The organism is Streptomyces coelicoflavus, from assembly GCF_045041415.1.
Classification (GTDB): domain Bacteria; phylum Actinomycetota; class Actinomycetes; order Streptomycetales; family Streptomycetaceae; genus Streptomyces; species Streptomyces coelicoflavus.
Genome location: NZ_CP108218.1, coordinates 5,664,801 through 5,687,820, shown reverse-complemented (window position 1 = coordinate 5,687,820; position 23,020 = coordinate 5,664,801). Strand labels below are relative to the sequence as shown.

General features: G+C 72.1%; 21 protein-coding genes. 11 read left to right on the top strand and 10 right to left on the bottom strand.

Features of this window, described 5'->3' with window-relative positions; translation table 11 throughout:
• Positions 1-92: 92 nt before the first annotated feature.
• The 3 genes from OHA99_RS25315 to OHA99_RS25305 all read left to right on the top strand — a co-directional run bounded on the left by OHA99_RS25315 (position 93) and on the right by OHA99_RS25305 (position 2,802).
• A complete protein-coding gene (locus OHA99_RS25315) occupies positions 93-578 on the top strand; it encodes a cupin domain-containing protein (protein ID WP_153179949.1) in 486 nt (161 codons plus the stop codon).
• A 91-nt stretch (positions 579-669) separates the two neighbouring features.
• A complete protein-coding gene (locus OHA99_RS25310; protein WP_405697979.1) occupies positions 670-1,209 on the top strand; it encodes a hypothetical protein in 540 nt (179 codons plus the stop codon).
• 93 nt (positions 1,210-1,302) lie between these two features.
• Complete coding sequence (locus tag OHA99_RS25305; RefSeq protein WP_366471915.1) at positions 1,303-2,802, top strand: alpha/beta hydrolase; 1,500 nt, start codon at positions 1,303-1,305, stop codon at positions 2,800-2,802.
• On the opposite strand, the gene OHA99_RS25300 is transcribed toward OHA99_RS25305, so the two are convergent.
• From OHA99_RS25300 to OHA99_RS25280, 5 genes are all read right to left on the bottom strand, one after another.
• The gene (locus tag OHA99_RS25300) at positions 2,790-3,470 is read right to left on the bottom strand and encodes a response regulator transcription factor (protein WP_153179946.1); all 681 of its coding nucleotides are present in this window, start codon (positions 3,468-3,470) and stop codon (positions 2,790-2,792) included. The two genes, OHA99_RS25305 and OHA99_RS25300, sit on opposite strands and share 13 nt — an antisense overlap.
• The gene (locus OHA99_RS25295) at positions 3,467-4,738 is read right to left on the bottom strand and encodes a sensor histidine kinase (RefSeq protein WP_165686075.1); all 1,272 of its coding nucleotides are present in this window, start codon (positions 4,736-4,738) and stop codon (positions 3,467-3,469) included. The genes OHA99_RS25300 and OHA99_RS25295 overlap by 4 nt, the downstream gene beginning before the upstream one ends.
• A gap of 67 nt (positions 4,739-4,805) precedes the next feature.
• Complete coding sequence (locus OHA99_RS25290; protein WP_345963452.1) at positions 4,806-6,884, bottom strand: MMPL family transporter; 2,079 nt, start codon at positions 6,882-6,884, stop codon at positions 4,806-4,808.
• Positions 6,885-7,035: 151 nt separating this feature from the next.
• Positions 7,036-8,016, bottom strand: a complete 981-nt coding sequence (locus OHA99_RS25285; RefSeq protein WP_366471914.1) for an SCO2521 family protein — start codon at positions 8,014-8,016, stop codon at positions 7,036-7,038.
• 1 nt (position 8,017) lies between these two features.
• Positions 8,018-8,983: an SCO2522 family protein gene (locus tag OHA99_RS25280; protein ID WP_405697977.1), complete on the bottom strand. Its 966-nt coding sequence runs from the start codon at positions 8,981-8,983 to the stop codon at positions 8,018-8,020.
• Positions 8,984-9,088: 105 nt separating this feature from the next.
• Here OHA99_RS25280 and OHA99_RS25275 point away from each other — a divergent pair, with 105 nt between their 5' ends.
• The gene (locus OHA99_RS25275) at positions 9,089-10,303 is read left to right on the top strand and encodes a GNAT family N-acetyltransferase (RefSeq protein WP_164384823.1); all 1,215 of its coding nucleotides are present in this window, start codon (positions 9,089-9,091) and stop codon (positions 10,301-10,303) included.
• Here the strand turns inward: OHA99_RS25275 and OHA99_RS25270 are convergent.
• The 4 genes from OHA99_RS25270 to leuA all read right to left on the bottom strand — a co-directional run bounded on the left by OHA99_RS25270 (position 10,296) and on the right by leuA (position 15,008).
• Positions 10,296-11,255, bottom strand: a complete 960-nt coding sequence (locus OHA99_RS25270) for an FAD-dependent oxidoreductase (protein WP_405697974.1) — start codon at positions 11,253-11,255, stop codon at positions 10,296-10,298. The genes OHA99_RS25275 and OHA99_RS25270 overlap by 8 nt on opposite strands.
• Positions 11,256-11,360: 105 nt before the next feature.
• Positions 11,361-12,278 (bottom strand): SCO2523 family variant P-loop protein, encoded by a 918-nt coding sequence (locus OHA99_RS25265; RefSeq protein WP_405699001.1) that lies wholly within the window; start codon positions 12,276-12,278, stop codon positions 11,361-11,363.
• A gap of 128 nt (positions 12,279-12,406) precedes the next feature.
• On the bottom strand, positions 12,407-13,102 hold the full coding sequence (locus OHA99_RS25260) for a TerB family tellurite resistance protein (RefSeq protein WP_153179938.1): 696 nt from the start codon (positions 13,100-13,102) through the stop codon (positions 12,407-12,409).
• A 184-nt stretch (positions 13,103-13,286) separates the two neighbouring features.
• Positions 13,287-15,008 carry a 2-isopropylmalate synthase gene (leuA, locus tag OHA99_RS25255; protein WP_153179937.1) on the bottom strand — a complete coding sequence of 574 codons (1,722 nt, stop codon included), beginning with the start codon at positions 15,006-15,008 and terminating at the stop codon, positions 13,287-13,289.
• 373 nt (positions 15,009-15,381) lie between these two features.
• Between leuA and OHA99_RS25250 the strand changes: the two genes are divergently transcribed.
• From OHA99_RS25250 to OHA99_RS25220, 7 genes are all read left to right on the top strand, one after another.
• The gene (locus tag OHA99_RS25250; protein ID WP_153179936.1) at positions 15,382-16,452 is read left to right on the top strand and encodes a M4 family metallopeptidase; all 1,071 of its coding nucleotides are present in this window, start codon (positions 15,382-15,384) and stop codon (positions 16,450-16,452) included.
• A 21-nt stretch (positions 16,453-16,473) separates the two neighbouring features.
• Complete coding sequence (locus OHA99_RS25245) at positions 16,474-16,740, top strand: protealysin inhibitor emfourin (protein WP_007449670.1); 267 nt, start codon at positions 16,474-16,476, stop codon at positions 16,738-16,740.
• A 57-nt stretch (positions 16,741-16,797) separates the two neighbouring features.
• Positions 16,798-18,129, top strand: a complete 1,332-nt coding sequence (locus OHA99_RS25240; protein ID WP_405697972.1) for a GH1 family beta-glucosidase — start codon at positions 16,798-16,800, stop codon at positions 18,127-18,129.
• Positions 18,130-18,268: 139 nt separating this feature from the next.
• Positions 18,269-19,348, top strand: coding sequence for a PhoH family protein (locus tag OHA99_RS25235; RefSeq protein ID WP_153179934.1), 1,080 nt, complete (start codon positions 18,269-18,271; stop codon positions 19,346-19,348).
• 12 nt (positions 19,349-19,360) lie between these two features.
• The gene (gene ybeY / locus OHA99_RS25230; RefSeq protein ID WP_153179933.1) at positions 19,361-19,858 is read left to right on the top strand and encodes an rRNA maturation RNase YbeY; all 498 of its coding nucleotides are present in this window, start codon (positions 19,361-19,363) and stop codon (positions 19,856-19,858) included.
• On the top strand, positions 19,855-21,165 hold the full coding sequence (locus OHA99_RS25225; protein ID WP_007449674.1) for a hemolysin family protein: 1,311 nt from the start codon (positions 19,855-19,857) through the stop codon (positions 21,163-21,165). The genes ybeY and OHA99_RS25225 overlap by 4 nt, the downstream gene beginning before the upstream one ends.
• Positions 21,162-21,536 carry an MmcQ/YjbR family DNA-binding protein gene (locus OHA99_RS25220; protein WP_366471907.1) on the top strand — a complete coding sequence of 125 codons (375 nt, stop codon included), beginning with the start codon at positions 21,162-21,164 and terminating at the stop codon, positions 21,534-21,536. Before OHA99_RS25225 ends, OHA99_RS25220 begins: the two co-directional genes overlap by 4 nt.
• Here the strand turns inward: OHA99_RS25220 and OHA99_RS25215 are convergent.
• The gene (locus OHA99_RS25215; RefSeq protein WP_194280097.1) at positions 21,498-22,958 is read right to left on the bottom strand and encodes an MFS transporter; all 1,461 of its coding nucleotides are present in this window, start codon (positions 22,956-22,958) and stop codon (positions 21,498-21,500) included. The two genes, OHA99_RS25220 and OHA99_RS25215, sit on opposite strands and share 39 nt — an antisense overlap.
• Positions 22,959-23,020: the final 62 nt, after the last annotated feature.

The following is a 23,020-nucleotide window of genomic DNA, read 5'->3' as shown; positions in this document are numbered from 1 at the left end:
CGTCCCCGTCCCTGTCGATCTTCCGGACGATGCCCAAGGCGCCTCCGGTCAGTCAGAGTTGCCTCAGCCAGTCACGACGGAGGAGGCACACCATGTCGTACCCGGAGCCGCGCTACCTCGGTGAGAACGGCGAGATCAACGCCGTCTTCAGGCCGGCCGACACCCCGCCGGACATCGTCTCTCCCGGCGGCACGACCACCCACTACCTCGCGAGCCACGCCTCCACCGGGGGTGAGTTCGGCCTGTACAAGGTGGACATGGGGCCCAAGGCGCCCGGCGCCAAGACGCACTTCCACCGGGGCATCTCCGAGTCCTTCTACGTCCTGTCGGGAGAGGTGGAGCTCTACAACGGCGAACGCTGGGTCACCGGCCGGCAGGGCGACTTCCTGTATGTCCCGGTCGGCGGGCTGCACGCCTTCAAGAACGACAGCGACGACCCGCTGTCCATGCTGATGCTCTTCTCGCCGGGCGCTCCGCGCGAGGAGTACTTCGAGCGCGTCGCCGAGTTCGCGCAGCGGGGCGGTGAGGAGCTGCGGGCGTTCCAGGTCCGGCACGACAGCTTCTTTGTCGAGGGTTGATGGACGGGTACTCCGGGAGTGGGTTCGGAGGCCGTTGTTCAGTCCTGCACACCGGGTGTCTGAACAACTCGTCCGGCGCTTGAGTGGCCCCATGATCACGCGCCGATTCGCCCTCGCCCTGTCCGCAGCCGTGACGACGGCCCTGACGCTGTCCGCCTGCGGCGACGACGGGAAGGCGGCCGACGACCGGCCGTCGCCCCGGGCCGCTTCCTCCGCCCCGTCGGAGTCGAAGCGGCCCTCGGCGGCCGCCTCCTCGGCCAAGCCCGCGACCCCCGCGGAGCTGCTGCCGCTCTTCCGCGTCACCTACGGCATGAGCACCTCCCCGATGTGCGGTCACGTCGCCTGGGACGACCCCGGTTGCGGGGAGGACCTCACCGCGGCCGCGGAACTCGCCGGCGCGATGGCCGAGAGCATCGGGCGCGACTTCCCCGACGGTGAGTACACCGAGGTCGAGAAGTCCGCGGACCACGTGGTGAAGACGGTGGGCACCGTCCGCAAGCTCGGTTGCTACGGCATGGGTTCCACACCGCCCAAGACCGACTCGGCCAAGCTGCGGGAGCTGTGCCCCTCACTGGGCACCATCGCCTCCCTCGCCTGGCTCAACTTCGAGAGCAACGTGACCTTCCCCTAGTCCGCACGGCGCTTTCCCTAGGGGGCAACCCCCCGGATATATCGGGTTGTTACCCGGATGTGGCGACCCCCGGGCTTCGGCGAGGCTCCTCGTATGACGCAGCGCAAGCGAAGCAGAAGCATCCGCAACGCCGCCATCGTCGGCGTGTCCACCGCCCTCCTGGGCGTCACCGCACCGGTGACCGCCTCCGCGACGGGCACGAACAGGCCCGAGCCCCTCACCTGGTCCGCCTGCGAGGGCACGGGGCTCGACCCCCGGCAGGAGTGCGCCACCCTCGACGTGCCGATGGACTACGCCGATCCCGAGGGTCCCCGTATCGAGATGGCCGTCTCCCGCATCCCCGCCGAGAAGCCGGACGCCCGGCGCGGGGCCCTGCTGCTCATCGCCGGCGGGCCGGGCGGGTCGAGCCTCAACGACCCCTCGGGGAAGGGACAGAAGCTGCCCCAGCGCGTCCGCGACACCCACGACCTCATCGGGTTCGCGCCGCGCGGGCTCGCCCCGTCCACTCCCGCCGACTGCGGCCTGGAGCACGGCGACCTCGCCACCTCCAGGCTCCGCCCCTGGCCCGCCCCCGACGGCTCGGTGGACGGGAACATGACCACCGCCCGGCGCATGGCCGACGCCTGCGCACGCAACGGCGGCGAGCTGATCAAGCACCTCAGCACCGCCAACGAGGCCCGCGACATCGACCGCCTCCGGGCCGCGCTGGGCGAGCGGAGGATCTCCGCGTGGGGCGTGTCGTACGGGACGTACGTCGGGGCCGTGTACGCGCAGTTGTTCCCGCACCGCACCGACCGGATCGTGCTGGACAGCATCGACAACCCCGACCCGGCTCTGGTCAACCGAACCTGGCTTGCGGCGCACGAGCAGGGCGTCGAGGACACCTTCCCGCACTTCGCCGCGTGGGCGTCGGAGCCCGGCAACCCTGACCGCCTGGCGGACCGGGCCGCCGACGTGCGGCCGCTGTTCCTGCGGCTCGCCGCCCGGCTCGACCGGGAACCGATCCCCTGGCCCGGGGCCAACCCCGAGGAGCTGAACGGCAACGTGCTGCGCCAGACGATGCTGGAGACCTTCGCCGCCCCCAGCCGCTATCCGACGCTCGCCAAGCTGATGCTGGCCGCCCAGCGGGGCACCGTGCCGCCCGCGCCCCAGGCGCCGCCCGAGGCGGTGCTCCAGAACGTCGCCGCCGTCGGAGCCGGCGTCCTCTGCAACGACGTCGCCTGGCCCCGCACGGCGGCCGCGTACGAGAAGGGCGTCGCCGAGAGCCGCGCCAAGTACCCGCTCACCGCCGGGATGCCCCGCAACGCGATGCTCTGCGCGGCCTGGCCGTACCCGCCGCGTGAGGCACCCGTCCGGATCACCGACCGCGGTCCCTCCAACATCCTGCTCGTTCAGAACGAACGGGACGTCAACACCCCGCTCGCCGGCGCCCTGCGGATGCGGGAGGCACTCGGCCGCCGCGCGGTCATGGTCACCGTGGACTCCACCGGCCACGACGCCTACCTGGCCAACGGCAACGCCTGCGGGGACGCCACGGTCTCCCGGTTCCTCGCGACCGGGCAGCGCCCCGACGCGGACCTCTACTGCCGCTGACCACTCGTCCCCGGCGTCACCAGGCCCGACTCGTAGGCCACGATGACCAGTTGCGCCCGGTCCCGCACCTCCAGCTTGCCCATGATGCGGCTGACGTGGGTCTTCGCGGTGAGGGGGCTCAGGCCCAGGGTCTCGGCGATCTCCGTGTTGTTGAGGCCCCGGGCGACCAGGGTGAGGACCTGGCGTTCCCGGTCGGAGAGGCAGTCGGGGCCCGATCCGGGCGTGTGGTGGGCCGACGGGCTGCGCAGGAAGCGTTCGATCAGGCGGGCCGTCGGGCCGGGTGAGAGGAGGGCGTCGCCGGCCGTCACCGTGCGGATGGCGTCCAGGAGTTCGGCGGGCCTGGTGTCCTTGACCAGGAACGCGGAGGCGCCCGCGCGCAGCGCGTCCACGATGTTCTCGTCGGTGTCGTAGGTGGTGAGGACCAGCACCTTCACCCCCGCCAGGTCCTCGTCGGCGGCGATCAGCCGGGTCGCCTCGATGCCGTCCAGGTCGGGCATGCGCACGTCCATGACGACGAGGTCGGCGCGCGAGGCGCGGGCCAGGTGCACGGCCTCGCGGCCGGTGGCGGCCTCGCCGACCACCTCCATGTCGGGGGCCGACGCCACGAGCAGGGCGAACGCCGCGCGGACGAGGTTCTGGTCGTCCGCGAGCAGTACGCGAATCGTCATCCGGTTCTCTCCGAGGTGAGCGTCGTGCCGGTCGTCGTCGGGGGCGTGGCGGGAGTCGGCAGTACGGCCGTCACCTGGAAGCCGTCGGCGTGCTCCCGCGGTCCGGCGTCGAGTGTGCCACCCACGCTGCGGGCCCGCTCCCGCATGCCGACGAGGCCGAAGCCGGGGGTGTCCGCCGGGTCGGGGCCGGTGCCGTCGTCGGTGACGGACAGGCGCAGGGCGCCGGGCCCGGCGTGCACGTCGACGCGGACGGACGGTTTCGGTCCCGCGTGGCGTACGACGTTGGTCAGCGCCTCCTGGACGATGCGGTAGGCGGCCGCGCCGACCGCGGAGGGGACGTCGTCGGCGCGCACCGACAGCTCCACGTGGGCTCCGGCGAGCCGGGCGCTCTCCGCCAGGTCGGTCAGCCCGCCCAGGTTGGGCAGCGGGCCGCGCGCGTCGGGGACGCCCGCGTTGTCCTGCGCCCGCAGGACCTCCAGGGTGGTGCGCAGTTCGCCGCGTGCGGTGCGGCAGGTCTCGGCGATGTCGTCGAGGGCCCTGGCGACGGCCGTCCGGTCCAGGCGTTCGGGGTCGGCGGTCAGGACGTGCGCGGCGACGGAGGTCTGCACGCCGATGAGGGTGATGCTGTGCGCGAGCAGGTCGTGCAGGTCGCGGGCGACGCGCAGGCGTTCCTCGGCGACGCGGCGCCGGGCCTCCTCCTCGCGGGTGCGCTCGGCGCGTTCGGCGCGCTCCACTATGGCGGCGACGTACTGGCGGTAGTAGCGGATGTCGATGCCGCAGAAGAGGATGGCGATCACCCAGCCGGAGATACGGAGCAGTTCGAGGGCCTGGTGGGTGTTGACGGTGAGCATGATGCTGACCGACACGGTGAGGACCGCGACGCCGGTCACGACGGTGCGCAGGGGGCGGCCGGTGACGGCCAGGGTGTACAGGGCCACGTAGGAGGCGGGGCCCACCGCGGTGTGGTTGTTGTCCATCGCGTGGTACGGCGCGGCCACGGCGACCAGTGCCGCGAGCACCAGCAGCGGGCGGCGCCGCCGCCACACGATCGGGACGTGCGCGGCGACCAGCAGCGTCCAGCCGAGGGCGTCCGGGCGCTGGGCGTCGTGGGTGAGGAGCGCCAGACAGACGGCGCCGGTGAGGAGGGCCGCGGCGAGCACGGCGTCGTTGCGGGTGCCGTGCGGGGCGGTGCGCGGGTCGCGGTTGATGGCGGCGATGATCCGGTCGCCGACGCGGGGGCGGGACACTGCCTCGGTCGTGGGGTGCACGCGTCCATACTCCGCGACCCGCGCGCCCCACCGGGAGGGGAGGGGCGCGCTCCGGCCGTCGGGCACCTCAGACACCGACGGTTTCCCGCACGCCGTCCGGCGAGGACGGTCCGGGGTCCCGGGACAGCCGCCCCGGCCACCACACCCGGCGGCGCAGGGCGACGCTCGCGCTGGTGACCAGGTAGGTGCGGACGAGGAAGGTGTCGAGCAGGACGCCGACCGCGATGACGAAGCCCAGCTCGACCAGTTGCACCATGGGCATGCTGGTGAGCACGGCGAAGGTGGCCGCGAGGACCAGCCCCGCCGAGGCGATGACACCGCCGGTGGTGCGCAGCGCGGACAGCGCCGCCTGGGTCGGTTCGGCGCCGTGCAGGGCCTCCTCGCGCATCCGGTGCATCAGGAAGATGCCGTAGTCGACGCCGAGGGCGACGAGGAAGACGAAGGAGAGCAGGCCGAGTCCGGGGTCGGTGCCCTCGAAGCCGAAGAGCGGCTCGAAGACGAGGCCGCCGATGCCGAGGGCCGCGCCCCACACGGCGACGACGGCGGCGACCAGGATCAGCGGCGCGACCAGGGAGCGCAGCAGCACCGTGAGGATCAGCAGCACCGACAGCAGCACGATCGGTACGACGATGACGGTGTCCCGCGCGTTGGTGTTCTCCAGGTCGATCTGCTGGGCGCTGGGACCGCCGACGTAGGAGCCGTCGAGCTTGTCGCGCAGTTCCTCGATGGTGGCGGTCTCGGCGGCCGACTGGGGCGGGGTGGAGGCCAGGACGGTCAGCTCGGTCCACCCGTCGCCGCTGCGGCCGGTCTCGGCGCTCTCGACTCCGTCGGTGGCGCGGATCTCGGCGAGCGCGGCGCCGGCGCGGTCGGTGGGGCTGATGACGGTGATCGGCTGGGTGCCGGACTCCGGGAAGGCGTCGGCGAGGGTCTCCATGGCGGCGATCGCGTCGGGGCGGGTGGTGAAGGAGTCCTCCTGCTTGATGCTGCCGGGCAGGGTGAACGTGCCGAGCGCGAGGGCGCCGAGCAGGACGGCGCCGCCCACCAGGACGGTGCGGGGCCGGCGTTCGGCGGAGCTGCCCATCGCGGCGAACAGCGAGCGGCGGGCCTTGGGGGTGGTGCCGTAGCGGGGCACGAGCGGCCAGAAGACACGGCGGCCGAGCAGCACCAGCAGCGCGGGCAGCAGGGTCAGCATGGCGGCCAGCGCGCACAGCACCCCGACGGTGCCGAGGGGGCCCATGCCCCGGCTGGAGTTGAGGTCGGCGGCGAGCAGGCACAGCAGTCCCGCGGCGACGGTGCCGGAGGAGGCGAGCACGGCGGGGCCGCAGCCGCGCAGCGCGGCGAGCATGGCGTCGTACGGCCGCTCGATACGGCGCAGTTCCTCGCGGTAGCGGGAGACGAGGAGCAGCGCGTAGTCGGTGCCGACGCCGAAGACGAGGATGGTCATGATGCCGCTGCTCTGGCCGGAGACGGCGGTGCCGAAGACCTGGTTGAGGCCGTAGGCGACGCCCATGGAGAGGTAGTCGGCCATTCCGGCGACGGCGAGCGGGACGAGCCACAGGAAGGGGCTGCGGTAGATGAGGATCAGCAGGAGGGCCACCACGGCCGCGGTGGTGTAGAGCAGGGGCCCGTCGAGGGAGTTGTAGACCTCGGCGGAGTCGGTGGCGAGCGCGCCCGCGCCGCCGACCTGGACGCTGAGCCCGTCGCCGCCCCGGGCGACGTCCCGTACGTCGTTGACGAGTGCGTCGCGCGCCTTCTCGTCCGTGCCGGGCTCGGTGGAGGCGACCGGGTACATGAGGGTGGCGCCGTCCTTGGACGGGATGCCCTCCGGGCGGCCGGTGAGTTCGTGCGCGCCGGCGATCTCGGCGACCTGCTCTGCGGCGGTGGCCCGGTCGGCGGCGGTCAGTCCGGCGTCGCGGTGGTAGACGAGGACCATCTCGGTGGCCTCGCCGCCCGGCAGCCGCTCCTGGATCTTGGCGACCTGCGTCGAGTCGGCGCTCGCCGGCAGGTAGTCGACGGCCCGGTCCCGCTGCACGTCCCCGAGCTTCGCCGCGAACGGCGAGGCGATCGCCAGCACGGCGACCCACAGCCCGAGCACCAGCCAGGGCACGGCCCGCCGCCGCGCCCCGCCTGTCGTTGTGGCCCCCATCTGACGGGCCTCCCTCCGGTGGATGTCTGGATCACCCTCCAGACTTCCGCCACCCGCACCCCACCGCGTCGGACGTGAGACCGACCCTGCGGGTACTGCCGGGGGTGACGTGGGGGGTTCGTTACTCCCGCGGGAGTACGGCGCGGCGCGGTCAGGGGCCCGGTGCCACGTCCCGGTGCGCCGTGGGAACGGCGTGCAGGGCGAGCTGGTCGCGGATGCGCTGCACCAGGGCCTGCCACTGCCGGGTGAAGCCGGGCCGTTCCTCCAGCGGGTCCCACAGCGCGGCCAGTTCGCGGGTGACCCGGGCGCCCGGCATCCACAGGTGCAGGAGGTGGTCGACGGCCGGACGCAGCGTCCGCACGACGGCGCCGGCGTCCTCGGCGGTCGAGGTGCCGGGGCGCAGGCCGTCGAGCATGCGGGCGACGGTGGTGAGCAGCCAGTCGTGCAGGGCGAGGTCGTCGCAGAGCAGGGCGAGGTCGGAGACCGGGATCGTCTCGGGCACGCGCAGTCGTACGGTGCGCAGTTCGTCCTCGGCGAGGGTGAACCGTTCCAGCGAGGGGCCCTCGCCGGGTGCGGCGGGCAGGGCCGCCCAGCGCAGCCGGGTGGGGCGGGAGCGGAAGGGCGGTCGCTGGTCGAGCAAGGGGTGGCGCAGCACGCGGGTGAGCAGGCCGTCGGCGATGAGACCGACGTCGAGGTCGCCGTGGCGCGGGCCGTCGAGGACGCCCCGCGCGACCGCCTCGTGGGGGAGCCTGCCGAGCGGTTCGACGAGTCCGGGCCGTACCAGGTACTCGCCCCAGGGCCGCCGCCGGTCGGGGCCGGTGCCGGGCAGACGGCAGTGGGCGGAGGTCTGAAGCACACGGCCCTCGGTGAGCGCGGCGTGGGCGGCGACGGTGCCGACGGCGCGGACGCGGGCGCCGTCGGCGCTGGGCACGGGGCAGTCGACGCCGGTGAGGGTGGTGGGGGAACGCGCGTAGCGGCCGGGGCGCTCGGAGAGCAGGACGCGTTCGCCGGGGCGCAGTCCGAGGAGCCGGGCGGCAGAGCGGAGGTCGAGGGCCTGCCGGGCAGGCAGCAGGCAGGTGCGGATCTCGCCGCAGACGAGGACGGCGGGCGGGGTGCTCTGCCGCGGGCCCATGTCAGGGCCCCGAGCAGTAGACGTAGGAGATGCGGTCGGCGACCGGGTCGGGGACGGCCATGCGCTCCGTCCTAGAGCGGTCGGCGACCTGCGCCAGCGCCCCCGGGTCGACCTCGACCTGGTCGAGGATCACGCGGACGGCGTGCTCGACGGGGAGGAACCGGGTGGGCAGGACGGAGCAGGTGCGGTAGGCGGCGAAAGGGTCCGCGCGCTCATTGAGCCGCAGCAGGGTGGGCAGGTCGTCCCACCGGTCGGGGAAGCCGGTGGCGGTGTGCGGCTCGGGGGAGAAGACGGCCTCGCCCTCGTCGCGCAGGAGTCCGAGGCGGGCGAGCTGCCACACGGCGGCGAGGAGGGGGCAGGACCACAGGCGCTGCCCGTCGGCGTCGTCGCTCCACAGCTCGACGTCGAGGAAGACGGAGTGGTGGCGGGCCGCGGTCTCGTGCGGCGGTCTCCAGGGCACGGCCCGTCGCATGGCCCGCGGTGCGCGGGCGACGGAACCGCGTTCGCCGTTGGCGAGCCAGCCGGTCTGCGTGACGGGCGGGCGCAGGCCGTGGCTGCCGGGCGGCGGGGACTCGACGATGCGGGCGGTCACCGCCTCGGCGACGGGTGTCCCACCGGTGACGGCGCAGCCGGACTCGCGGGCGAGGTAGTCGATGTCCAGCCCGGCCCGTTCGGCCTCCGCGAGGAGTGTGGGCACGACCTCGGCGGGGGTGGAGAAGCGGGTGAAGTAGTCGTCGACGAGGAAGCAGGTGCTGACCCGGGCCCGCTTGTCCCCGGCCCGGGCGGTGGCGGCGGCGCGGGCCGCCTCCACCCAGGGGCGTACTTCGGCGAAGTGCGCGCGCAGCCGCTCGGGCCCGGCCTCGAAGTCCTCCATGTAGAGGTGGCCCAGTTCCAGGGAGAGGTGGGCCAGCGGCACGGACCGGGTACGCGGTCCGGCGGCGCTCTCGTGGAACACTGCATCCGTCACAGCCGTGTCTGCTCCCTAGGTTCCGTTGCCGAAGGGACCCTTGGAGACCCGTGTCGGTCGGTAACATACAGGCCTGGGTACTCGGGCTGACCGAAACGGACGAACATGCCTGCATGGTCCACCAGGAAAGCCGGCGTCTCCGACCGTGCACGGCTGCGCTCCCTGCTCGCCGACTCGTGTGCCGCGGCGGCCATCCCTTCCTCCGACTGCCTGGACACCGCGCTGGCACGGGGCCTGGTACGAGTCGTGGAAACCGACGGCGCCTTGACGGGGTGCCTCGTGGCCGAGGCGCCGTCACCGGGGCATGTGCGCCTGTCCGTGATAGCGGTCCGTCCGACGTCGCGGCGGCGGGGCATCGCCGCCCAATTGCTGGCCGACGCCGTCAGGGAGCTCTCCCGCCAGCACTCCGAACCACCGCTCATATCCGTTCTGGCCGATCCGCGGGACACGGCACTGTCGCGGCTCTTCCTGTCGAGCGGCTTCCTGGGCACCCGGCTCATGCGCACCGGCGGCCCGGAGGACGACGTACGCATTCACTATCAGCACAAGCCGCGTATCGCGTACGTGGATCCGGACGCGCGACATCTCGTGCCGGTGCAGGACCGGGAGCAACTCGCCGAGTCCCTGGCCCCGTCCGACCACGCGGTGACGGCGCTGGTGCCCCTGGGCGGCGGGTCGGCGTTCGAAGTGGCCAGGTTCGAGCAGGACGACCCGGCGACGCTTCAGTCGGGCGAGGCGGCGGCGGGCATCGCGTTCGCGGGTTCCATCCTCGCCGCCATCACCTTCCTCCTCGGCTTCGCCTTCTCCTCGACCCGGTTCCCCGACGACGTACGCCTGCTCCTCATCGGGGCGACGTTCAGCACGGTGCTCTCCCTCATCGTGTACGCGAGTGCGTCCGGGGAACTCGCCCGCATCCGCTCCAACTCCTTCGGCAAGGTCATGAAGTGGGGCAACGTGCTGTCCGAGTACGGTGGCGTGCTCCCCTTCCTGATCTCCCTCCCCGTGACCTACGCACAGGCCAGCGGGAACCTCTGGACGACGATGGTCCTGGCCGTTGCCCTCAGTGCCGCCATCGCCTGGTACGAACGGTCCGAGTTCTCCATCGCCCACCGCTTCCGACGGAGCCTGGGTGAGCGGGCGTTGACGGTGCTCACCGCGGCTTCGCCGACGGTCGGCGCGGGCCTGGTGGCCGCCGATGCCACAAGCTGGCCGTGGACCACCGCCCTGGTCCTCACCCTTTCGGCGCGCACCGGGCTGTATCTCTTCCGCAGGGGGGCGGAGGCCGACATCGCGGAACGCCGGCAGTGGCGCATCAGTTAGTCAGGCCGCTGTCGCGCACCCGTCGCAGCACTTCTCGCGCACAGCCCCAGGAGAGCGTCACACCGGCGCCGCCGTGACCGTAGTTGTGCACGAGCAGCCCGCCCTCGTGCCGGTCCTCCGTCAGCCGGACACTGCTGCGCACCGGTCTGAGGCCCACCCGCTGTCCGAGGACGCGGGCTCCGGCGAGGGAAGGTTCCACGGCGACGCACCGGCGGACGATCCGGTCGGCGACGCTGTCGCGGGGTGTCACGTCCCAGTCGCCCCGGTCCGACGTTCCGCCGAGCACCACGGTCCCGGAGTGCGGGTAGATGTAGGTGAGTTCGTCCGCTTCCGGAGTGTCGTCGCAGAAGAACGACTCGATGCCGGGATTCTCCACCACGACGAGCTGGCCGCGCACCGCCTCGACCTCGGGATCGCCCGCCAGGGTCCGTGCCCCGGAGCCGGAGCAGTTGACGACCACGGGTGCCTCACGCATCGCCTGCGCCACCGTCTCGTAGCGATGGCGGCGAAACGATCCTCCCGCCTGGACGAGTCGCCGGGCGAGGTAGTCGAGGTAGCGGGGCATGTCGACGACGGGAGCGCGGTAGCGCCATCCGGTGACGAATCCGTTCCTGAGCTCCTCGGGCGGGCACGGGCGCGCCCCCACGGCGCTGCCCCAGGCGGGCAGGGGGCAGGGCGTCCTGGACTCCTGGGTCCCTTCCACCATGCGGATGCCGGTGTCCTGGCCGGAGCTCAGGGCGGTGAGCTCCGACAGGGTCGCCAGCGCCCAGCGCTCCACCAGGTCCCGGGGCTCGGCGAGGTACGGGTCCCACATCGCACCGGCGGCCGCCGAGGTCGTCTCACCGGGGGCGAGGTCGGCGTCCACCCTCACCTTCGTCCCCGACTCCGCGAGACACACCGCTGTCGTCAGACCTGCGACTCCGGCACCGATCACCACCGCGTTGGCCGACACTGCTCGCCTCCGTCCTGAGCGCGGTCGGAACCGGTCGGTTCCGAGCCGGTCCCCCCGTCGTCGAGGCTAGCCGAACCACGTCCCCGGGCACCGGGGCGCACCTCGTCACCGTCGTCCCCAGTACGAGTCGTCGGTGAGCCGTCGGGCGATCTCCTCCAGCGCCTCCAGGGTCTCCTTGTTCGCCGTCTGGCCGAGGAGGACGTCCTCTTCCGTGATCAGTTGCTCACTCCACTGGAGCGTGGGCTCCAGAGGTACGACGCCGAGGACGGCGTCGTCGCCGATCCGGTGCTCGGCGGCGAGCCGGCGCAGCGCCTCGTCGCAGGCCTGCATCCAGACGGCCTGGGCGGCCGACGTCTGGGACCACAACGCCGATTCGGGGTCGGGAACCGCCGTCCGCACGAAGCGCAGGGCCCTCCGCAGGGCGCCCTCGTCGTGGCCGCGTTCGGCACCGGCCCGGACGACGCCGTGCTCGGCGTAGGCGAATCCGGAGGCGGCGATCACGTGCTGGCGGGTCCAGCGGTGGAAGATCAGCCAGCGGAAGGCGGTGTTGCGCATCCGGAGGCGGGAAGTGGCGGCGAGCACCATGTCGACGGCATAGCTGCGGCCGGCCGTGAGGTCCACGAAGGTGAGGTCGAACTCCGCGTCGAGCCGCAGCAACAGGTCGGCGCACCGCTCCAGACCCTCCTCGCCGACGGCGATCTCACCGCCTCCGATGTCGCCCGGGAACAGGACGAGGCGACCGGCCCCGTCGGGGCGGGAGTGCAGCAAGGGGTGCGCGCTCTGCCGCCAGACGTCGATCCTGGCCGGCTCTGCCGTCTCGCCCTCCAGGTAGGAGTGGAGGCCGCGTTCCCGGGTGCCGCGTGCGGCGCCGGCCACGTCGAAGACGACGGGGGCGGTCGGTGAGCCGAAGTCGAAGTCCAGGTAGGCAACGTGGTCGCCGTCCAGCGCGCGTTGGTAGGCCAGGTTCGCACTGGTCACCGAGCGGCCCGTGCCTCCCTTGTCGGAGGCGGCGAAGACGAGCACGCTCACACCTCCTGGACGACTGCGCGCCGACACGGTCCTGCCCACATGTTCACGCCCCCGGAACGTCGACCGATTGCCCCTGTTCCGAGAGAGTCCCCGCTCTCGGAACACGGCAATCTACGCCCCGGTCAGGACGGCGTCCCCGCCGAGTCCAGGAGGCGGGTGACGTCGTCGGAGCAGAGGGTCAGGGCCGCGCCCACCGTGGCCAGGGCGTCGCGCTCGGCGGGGGTGTAGGGGCCGTCGGCCAGGGCGATGCGGGCGCCCTGGAGGAGGATCGACTCGCGGCCGACGGCGGCGAGGTGCGGGGCCAGCGGGTCCAGCGCCTCGTGGAGTTCTATCGCCAGGCCCGGCACGCACGGTTCGCCGCGGACCCGGCCGGTGTCCGCCTCCAGCGCCTCGACGAGTGCGTTCAGCTGGTCCTCGGTGCAGTCCTCGAAGCCGGCCGCGCGCACCGCGACGGTCGCGGTCTCCAGCGAGGTGCGGGAGCAGGTGCCGCCCGCGGTGAGGACCGCGAGGGCGACGGTGTGCACGGCGTCGCGGAGCATCGCGGAGAAGCGGGTGGTGGTGGGGTGGTCCAGGGCGTCGGTGCCGTAGTGGCTGCGGCAGGCCGCGCACTCGACGGCGGGCGCGGACTCGCCGCGGGGCAGCACGGGCACGCCGAGCACGGTGAAGCGGCGGTGGCCGGTGAGCCGGGTGTAGTTGCGGTCGCCGCCGCAGCCGGGGCAGAAGAACTCGCCGTCGCCGACGGGTGTCCACGCGGTGCGGGTGCCCAGGATGCGTGGCAGCCGGGCAGCTCGGCTGGTTCGTCCCCGTCCAGGCAGCACGTCGCACCTCCATAACGGCGCGACAGCATCGTCGCGCTGGCGTGATGTTAGCCACATCACCGACGTGGAGTCAGTACCCAGGAAGAGACCTTTCCGTGACCATCACAGATATATGGCCGGTATATGACGGGGCCCCGCCCGCCGTTCTGCGGCGAGCGGGGCCTCAAACCACCGATTCGGCTGGTCAGCGCGTCGCGCGGTTGACGGCGGAGACGACGGCCTTCAGCGAGGCGCGTGTGGTGTTCGCGTCGATTCCGATGCCCCACAGCACCTTGTCGCCGATGGCGCACTCGATGTAGGAGGCGGCCTGCGCGGAGGCGCCCTCGCTCATCGTGTGCTCCTGGTAGTCCAGCAGGCGTACGTCGATGCCGACGCCCTGGAGCGCGTGGAAGAACGCCGAGATCGGGCCGTTGCCGCTGCCGACCAGGGTGGTCTCCGCGCCGTCGACCGTGGCGTCGACGGTGAGGGTGTCGACGCCGTCGCGGTCGGTCGTGGTCTGGCCGTTGGCGACCTGGATGCGGCCCCACGGGTTGTCCGGGTTGGGCAGGTACTCGTCCTGGAAGACGTCCCAGATGGCGGTCGGGGTGATCTCGCCGCCCTCGGCGTCCGTCTTGGCCTGGATCAGCTTCGAGAACTCGATCTGCATCCGGCGCGGCAGGTCCAGGCTGTGGTCGTTCTTCAGGACGTAGGCGATGCCGCCCTTGCCGGACTGCGAGTTGACCCGGATGACCGCCTCGTAGGAGCGGCCGACGTCCTTGGGGTCGATCGGCAGGTACGGGACGGCCCACTCGATGTCGTCGACGGTGACCCCGCGGGCCGCCGCGTCGGCCTCCATCGCGTCGAAGCCCTTCTTGATGGCGTCCTGGTGGGAGCCGGAGAAGGACGTGTAGACCAGGTCGCCCACGTACGGGTGGCGCGGGTGGACCTCCATCTGGTTGCAGTACTCCCACGTGCGACGGATCTCGTCGATGTCGGAGAAGTCGATCTGCGGGTCGACGCCCTGGGAGAACAGGTTCATGCCCAGGGTGACCAGGTCGACGTTGCCGGTGCGCTCGCCCTGCCCGAACAGGCAGCCCTCGATGCGGTCGGCGCCGGCCATCAGCGCCAGCTCGGCGGCCGCGACGGCCGTACCGCGGTCGTTGTGCGGGTGGACGGACAGGCAGACGTGCTCGCGGCGGGACAGGTTGCGGCCCATCCACTCGAAGCGGTCGGCGTGCGTGGACGGCGTGGAACGCTCCACCGTGGCGGGCAGGTTGAGGATGATCTCGCGGCCGGGGCCGGGCTGGTAGGTGTCCATCACCGCCTCGCAGACCTCCAGGGCGAAGTCCAGCTCGGTGTCGGTGAAGATCTCGGGGCTGTACTGGTAGCCGAATTCCGTCTCCGGGCCCAGCAGTTTCTCGGCGTACTCCATGACCAGGCGGGTGCCGTCGACCGCGATCTGCTTGATGTCGTCCTTCGAGCCGCGGAAGACGACCCGGCGGAAGACCGGCGCGGTCGCGTTGTACAGGTGGACGGTGGCCCGCCGGGCGCCCTTCAGGGACTCCACCGTGCGCTCGATCAGGTCCTCGCGGGCCTGGGTCAGTACGGAGATGGTGACGTCGTCCGGGATGGCGTCCGGGTCCTCGATGATGGACCGTACGAAGTCGAAGTCGGTCTGGCCGGAGGCCGGGAAGCCGACCTCGATCTCCTTGTAGCCCATCTTGACCAGCAGGTCGAACATGGCGCGCTTGCGGACCGGCGACATGGGGTCGATCAGGGCCTGGTTGCCGTCGCGCAGGTCGGTGGAGAGCCAGCGGGGGGCGGTGGTGACCCGCTGGTCCGGCCAGGTGCGGTCGGCGATGTCGACCTGGTCGTAGCCGCGGTACTTGGCGGTCGGCATGGGGCTGGGCTGCTGGCGGTTGGCCATGATGGCGTGGGCTCCTCGTGATGTCCGCGGTGTCAGCGGGTGACGGCGGTGTCACCGACCTCAGCGTGTGACGTCCGCGTGTCCGGAAGGACGGCCGACGGCACCACCAAGCTCCGCGGGGAGGGAGTCGGCCTCTACAGGCCCTCGCCGCGGCAGCTAAGGAGAAGCAGCCCGAATCGCATGATGCCCAGCACCTTAGCCGAGTCACGCGGGTCACGCGGGTCCGTATCAGTATGCGGGACCGGCGCGGGAACCAGGACAAAAAGTGCCGTATACCACTCATGACCGGCGGCGGAGGCGTCTTGGTGCCGCTGTGCACCAATCGTGGTCGCGGATGGTGACAGCCCGGTCACACGGTGCCACAGTGCCGGACATGACTGCATTCGGGGGCTTCCAGCCCGTCTTCTGCACCATCGTGCCGCCCCACGTCCTCGACCGGCTCGCCCAGCACGCGGACCCCGTGCTCGCCGGACCCGCCCGGCGCACCCTCCAGCGCGACGCCCTGGAACGCACCCGCCGCGGTCTGACCACGGTCATCGGCGCCCCCTCCGTCGCCCCGCGCGCCGGCGCCGAGCCCGAGCAGCCGCAGCGCACGATCTACGACGCCCGGCACGGCACCGACCTGCCGGGCCGCGAGGTGCGCGGCGAGGGCGACGAACCCGGCCAGGACGCCACCGTGAACCGGGCCTACGCGGGCCTCGGCGCCACCTTCGAGCACTACCTCAAGGTCTACCGGCGCAACTCCATCGACGGCGCGGGGCTGCCCCTGGACGCGACGGTGCACTACGACCGCGAGTACAACAACGCGTTCTGGAACGGCGAGCAGATGGTCTTCGGCGACGGGGACGGCGAGATCTTCGTCGACTTCACCGTCGCCCTGGACGTGATCGGCCACGAGCTGACCCACGGCGTCACCCAGCACACCGCCAACCTGACCTACTACGGGCAGCCCGGCGCCCTCAACGAGTCGGTGTCCGACGTCTTCGGCTCCCTCATCAAGCAGTACTCGCTCGGCCAGACCGCCGCCGAGGCCGACTGGCTGATCGGCGCCGGGCTGCTCGCCCCGCGCGTGACCGGCGAGGCGCTGCGCTCCATGAAGGCGCCGGGCACGGCGTACGACGACGACGTGCTCGGCAAGGACCCGCAGCCCGCGACGATGGACGACTACGTGCGCACCGGCCGCGACAACGGCGGCGTGCACATCAACTCCGGCATCCCCAACCACGCCTTCTACCTCCTGGCCACCACGCTCGGCGGGCACGCCTGGGAGCGGGCCGGGCAGCTCTGGTACGACGTGCTGACCGGCGGCGAGCTGGCCCAGGACGCCTCGTTCGCGGACTTCGCGACGCTGACGCTGAAGGCCGCCCGGGAGCGCTACGGCGACGCGGACGAGCTGGACGCGGTGCGCAAGGCGTGGGAGCAGGTCGGGGTGCGGACGCTGTAGTTCCGTACTAGACACGGGTCCATGCGGATTCAGGTGAGGCGCACAGGAGGCTTCGCGGGCATCGAACGCCACGCGGAGGTCGACACGGCGGGACGCCCCGACGCGGGCGAGTGGCACGCCCTGGCCGAGCGGGCGGTCGCCGACGGCCGGACCACCCCGCCGGTCGGGGTGCCGGACGGGTTCAGCTACCAGCTCACCGTGGACGGGAACACGGTGTACGCCGCCGATCCCCGGCTGACGGACGAGCAGCGGACGCTGATCTCGCGGGTGCTGAAGGAGGGCGCGTAACGCCGGTCGGACGCACGGGCGTTGACTTCCCTTACCGCGGGTACGGATGATCCGCGCATGGCGACTGACGACGCGATGCCGGCGCGGCCGATGCCGCGGTTCCCGGACGGCTTCCTGTGGGGCGTGTCCACGTCCGCCCACCAGATCGAGGGCGCGGCCGGGCTGCGGGGGCCGTCCGTGTGGGACGCCTTCACCGCCGAACCCGGGCGGGTGAAGGACGGCTCGACGGCCGACGTGGCCTGCGACCACTACCACCGCTACCGCGAGGACGTCGCCCTGCTCGCGGACCTCGGCGTGGACGCGTACCGCTTCTCCGTCTCCTGGCCCCGGGTGGACTCTCCCGGCGGTCTCGACTTCTACGACCGCCTGGTGGACGCGCTGTGCGCGGCGGGCGTGCGGCCGGTGCCGACCCTCTTCCACTGGGACCTGCCGGCGGGCCTGGACTGGCTGGAGCGGGACACGGCGGCCCGGTTCGCCGAGTACGTGTCCGTCGTCGCGGGACGGCTCGGCGACCGGGTCGGCAAGTGGATCACCCTGAACGAGCCCGCCGAGCACACCCTGCTCGGCCACGCCCTGGGCGTCCACGCCCCCGGCCGGAAGCTTTTGTTCGACGCGCTGCCGGCCGCCCACCACCAGCTGCTCGCGCACGGGCTCGCGGTACGGGCCCTGCGCGCGGCCGGCGCCACGGACGTCGGCATCGCCAACTCGCACGGCCCGGTCTGGCCCGCCTCGGACGACCCGGCGGACCGGGAGGCGGCGGAGTTCTACGACCTCCTGCTGAACCGGATGTTCGCCGACCCGGTGCTCACCGGGCGGTACCCGGAGGGCATCGGTGAGCTGATGCCCGGCTCCCCCGGCCAGGTGGCGGCCGACCTGGAGATCATCGGCGAGCCGCTGGACTGGTACGGCGTGAACTACTACGCGCCGACGCGGGTGGGCGCCCCGCAGGGTGCGGAGATCGAGTTCGGCGGGGTGACGCTCCCGGCCGAACTGCCCTTCTCGGTGCGCGAGATCGAGGGCCGGCCGCTGACGGACTTCGGCTGGCCGGTCGTCCCGGAGGGGCTGACGGAGCTGCTCACCGGCTTCCGCGACCGCTACGGCGACCGCCTCCCACCGGTCGTGATCACGGAGAACGGCTGCTCCTACGAGGGCCTCGACGACCGGGACCGCATCGCCTACCTGGACGGGCACGTGCGCGCCCTGCACCGGGCGATGGAGGCGGGCGTGGACGTGCGCGGCTACTTCGTGTGGTCGCTCCTGGACAACTTCGAGTGGGCCGAGGGGTACGCCCGCCGGTTCGGTCTCGTGCACGTGGACTTCACGACGCTGGAGCGCACGCCCAAGGCGTCGTACGGCTGGTTCCGGGACCTGGTGCGCCACGGACGGTGAGCGCCGGGCGACGGCGCGGATACCGGTCGGATAAACGACTCGGTGCTGTGGACGGGGAGTCGTACGCTGGAGGCAGCAGACACACCCGTCACGCGGCACACGCCGCAGAGGAGGACGAGCAGGCCTAGAGCGCCGGCCCATGACTCAGACACCCTCAGCCCAGAGCCCCGCGCAGGGGCAGGCGAGAGCGCAGTTCACCGTCCCCGCCCAGCACCCGATGGTGACCGTACTGGGCTCCGGAGACTCCCTCCTGCGCGTGATCGAGAAGGCCTTCCCGGCGGCCGACATCCATGTCCGGGGCAATGAGATCAGCGCCGTCGGCGACACCCATGAGGTGGCCCTCGTACAGCGCGTGTTCGACGAGATGATGCTGGTGCTGCGCACGGGGCAGCCGATGACGGAGGACGCAGTGGAACGCTCGATCGCCATGCTCAAGGCGAGCGAGAACGGGGAGAGCGACGGCCGGGAGACCCCGGCCGAGGTGCTCACGCAGAACATCCTGTCCTCGCGCGGCCGCACGATCCGTCCCAAGACGCTGAACCAGAAGCGGTACGTCGACGCGATCGACAAGCACACCATCGTCTTCGGCATCGGCCCCGCGGGCACCGGCAAGACCTACCTGGCGATGGCCAAGGCGGTGCAGGCCCTCCAGTCCAAGCAGGTCAACCGCATCATCCTGACCCGCCCGGCGGTCGAGGCCGGCGAGCGGCTCGGCTTCCTGCCGGGCACGCTCTACGAGAAGATCGACCCGTATCTGCGCCCGTTGTACGACGCGCTGCACGACATGCTCGACCCGGACTCGATCCCGCGGCTGATGGCGGCGGGGACGATCGAGGTCGCGCCGCTGGCGTACATGCGCGGCCGCACGCTGAACGACGCGTTCATCATCCTGGACGAGGCGCAGAACACCAGCCCCGAGCAGATGAAGATGTTCCTGACCCGGCTCGGCTTCGACTCGAAGATCGTCATCACGGGTGACGTGACCCAGGTCGACCTGCCGGGCGGCACGAAGTCGGGTCTGCGGCAGGTGCAGGACATCCTGGACGGCGTCGAGGACGTCCACTTCTCCCGGCTCACGTCGCAGGACGTCGTCCGGCACAAGCTGGTGGGCCGTATCGTCGACGCCTACGAGCAGTACGACAGCAGGAACGGCACCGAGAACGGCGGCCACAACGGCGGCCGGACACCCAGACACGGTGCCAAGGCCAAGGGGAAGTAGACCAGCACGACCATGTCGATCGACGTCAACAACGAGTCCGGAACCGAGGTCGACGAGCAGGCGATCCTCGACATCGCCCGCTACGCACTCGCGCGGATGCGCATCCACCCGCTCTCCGAGCTCTCGGTGATCGTCGTGGACGCCGGCGCCATGGAGCAGCTGCACATCCAGTGGATGGACCTGCCGGGTCCCACCGACGTGATGTCCTTCCCGATGGACGAGCTGCGTCCGCCGTCCAAGGACGAGGAGGAGGCACCGCAGGGGCTGCTCGGCGACATCGTGCTCTGCCCGGAGGTCGCCGCCAAGCAGGGCGCCGAGGCGCCGACGGAGCACTCCATGGACGAGGAGCTCCAGCTCCTGACCGTCCACGGGGTGCTGCACCTGCTCGGGTACGACCACGAGGAGCCCGACGAGAAGGCCGAGATGTTCGGTCTCCAGGCCGCCATCGTGGACGGCTGGCGTGCGGAGAAGGGCCTGACCGGCCCGTCCCCGGCCCCGACGGTCTCATGAGCCTCCCGCTCGTCGCCGGTGCCGTCGCCCTGGTGGTGGTCGCCTGGCTGGCCGCGTGCGCGGAGGCGGGGCTCGCGAGGGTCTCCAGCTTCCGCGCCGAGGAGGCGGTACGGTCCGGGCGCCGGGGCGGCGAGAAGCTCGCCCAGGTCGCCGCCGACCCGACGCGCTACCTCAACGTGGCGCTGCTGGTCCGCGTCGCCTGCGAGATGGCGGCCGCCGCGCTGGTCACCTACGCCTGCCTGAGACAGTTCGACGGCACGGGCGAGGCGCTGATCATCGCCATCGCGGTGATGGTGCTGCTCTCCTACGTCGCCGTCGGGGTCTCGCCGCGCACCATCGGGCGCCAGCACCCGCTGAACACGGCGACCGCGGCGGCGTACGTGCTGCTGCCGCTGGCCCGGATCATGGGCCCGATCCCCTCGCTGCTGATTCTCATCGGCAACGCCCTCACCCCCGGCAAGGGCTTCCGCCGGGGCCCCTTCGCCTCGGAGGCGGAGCTGCGGGCGCTGGTGGACTACGCCGAGGCGGAGTCGCTGATCGAGGCCGAGGAGCGCCGCATGGTGCACTCGGTGTTCGAGCTGGGCGACACGCTCGTGCGGGAGGTCATGGTGCCGCGCACCGACCTCGTCGTCATCGAGCGCTACAAGACCATCCGGCAGGCCCTCACCCTCGCCCTGCGCTCCGGTTTCTCCCGGATACCGGTGACCGGCGACAGCGAGGACGACATCGTCGGCATCGTGTACCTGAAGGACCTGGTCCGCAGGACCCACATCAGCCGGGACGCGGAGAGCGACCTGGTCTCCACGGCGATGCGCCCGGCGTCCTTCGTGCCGGACACCAAGAACGCCGGTGACCTGCTGCGCGAGATGCAGAAGGAACGCAACCACGTCGCCGTCGTCATCGACGAGTACGGCGGCACGGCCGGCATCGTCACCATCGAGGACATCCTCGAGGAGATCGTCGGCGAGATCACCGACGAGTACGACCGTGAGCTGCCGCCGGTGGAGGAGCTGGGCGAGGACCGCTTCCGGGTCACCGCCCGCCTGGACATCACCGACCTGGGTGAGCTGTACGGCCTGGACGAGTACGACGACGAGGACGTGGAGACGGTCGGCGGTCTGCTGGCGAAGGCGCTGGGCCGGGTCCCGATCGCCGGTGCTTCGTCGATCGTGGAACTGCCCGACGGCCGTGAGCTGCGGCTGACGGCCGAGGCCGCGGCGGGCCGCCGGAACAAGATCGTGACGGTGCTGGTGGAGCCGGTCGCCGAGGCGAAGCCGGCTTCGGCCGAGGAGGCCGTGTCCGAATGACCCCCGGGGAACTGCGCGACTTCTGCCTGTCCTTCAACGCGGCGGTGGAGGACTTCCCCTTCAACCCTGAGATCTCGGTCTTCAAGGTGCTGGGGAAGATGTTCGCGCTGACCTCGCTGGACGGGCGCCCGCTCACCGTCAACCTCAAGTGCGACCCGGACGACGCGCTCCGGCTGCGCCGCGAGCACCCGGGCCTGATCGTCCCGGGCTGGCACATGAACAAGCGGCACTGGAACACGGTGACGGTGGGCGCCGGGCCGGACGCGGGACGGCTCCCGGACCGTGTCGTCCGGGAGCTCGTCGAGGACTCGTACGACCTGGTCGTCGCCGGCCTACCGCGTGCGGAGCGGCTCCGCCTCGACCGTCCCTGAGCCCGCCGGGCGGTTGACGCGCAGCCCCACGGCGACCAGTACGGCCGCCGCCAGCACGATCGCCGCGTCCAGGACCAGCACCGTGTGGACGCCGGAGCGCAGGTCGGTCGCGGTGGTGGCCAGCACGCCGAGCAGCGGGATGCCGACGGTGATGCCGACCTGCTGGGTGGAGGTGACCAGGCCGGTCGCCAGGCCCTGCTCCTCGTCGGGGACGCCGGAGGTGACGGTCAGGCCGTAGGAGATGATCGCGCCCAGGTGGCACATGCTGGCCAGGGACACGGCGGCGGTGGCGAGCACCACCGACCAGCCGCCCTCGGCCAGCGCCAGCAGGGACAGGCCGATGGCGCCCTGTCCGGCGAGCGCGCCGACCAGGGTGCGGCGGGCGCCGAAGCGGCCGATGACGCGGGGCGCGAAGGTACCGGCCACCACCGACAGCACGCCCTGCACCCCGAAGACCAGACCGGTCTCGAAGGCGCTCAGGTGCAGAACCTCCTGGAGGTACAGGGTGAGCACGAAGACCACCGTCGACATCATCGAGAAGGTGACCAGGCCGCCCAGGTTGCCCCAGGCCACCGTGCGGCGCCGCAGCATCGGCAGGGAGACCAGCGGCGCCGCGCTGCGGGACTCGACGGCCACGAAGGCGGCCAGGAGCAGCAGGCCCGCGGCGAGGGTCACGAGCACGTCGGCGCGGCCGAAACCGTGCTCGGCGGCCGTGGTGAGGGCGTAGATCAGGGAGAGCAGGCCGCCGGTGACGGTGACCGCGCCGGGGACGTCGAGACGGGGCCGCTCCGGGGTCCGCGACTCGGGCAGCAGCCGGGGCGCGAGGGGCAGCACGACCAGGGCGAACAGGGCGAGGAGGCCCATCGTGGAGCGCCAGCTCAGCAGGTCGGTCAGGACGCCGCCGGCCACCATGCCGACGGTGAAGCCCAACGAGAGCAGCGTGCCGGAGATGCCGAGGGCGCGGTCGCGGGCGGGGCCCTCCGGGAAGGTCGTCGTCAGCAGGGACATGCCGGTCGGGACGATGGCCGCGGCGCCGAGCCCCTGGAGGGCGCGCCCGGCGAGGAAGGAGGCCGGGTCCCAGGCGAGGGTGGCCAGCAGGGAGGCGGCGCCGAAGAGCGCGAGCCCGGCGAGGAAGAGCCGCCGGCGGCCGTAGAGGTCGCCCATGCGCCCGAAGAGCAGCAGGAAGCCGCCGGACGGCAGCGCGAACGCGGTGACCGCCCACTGGAGGGCGGAGGTGCTCATGCCGAGGTCCGCGCCGAGCACGGGCAGGGCGACGTTCAGGACGGAGAAGTCGAGCGCGACCATGAACTGGGCCGCGCAGAGCACGAACAGGACGAGCCGGTCCCGGGCGGAGAGCCGTGGAGCGGACTGCTGTCCGGCCACGGGGGCCGGGGTGGAAGTCGGGGTGGTGTCGATCGCCATGGACATGAGCCTCGGGCCCCCGGAATAGTTGTGGGGAGACCCGGATTGTCATGGTGGTGCCA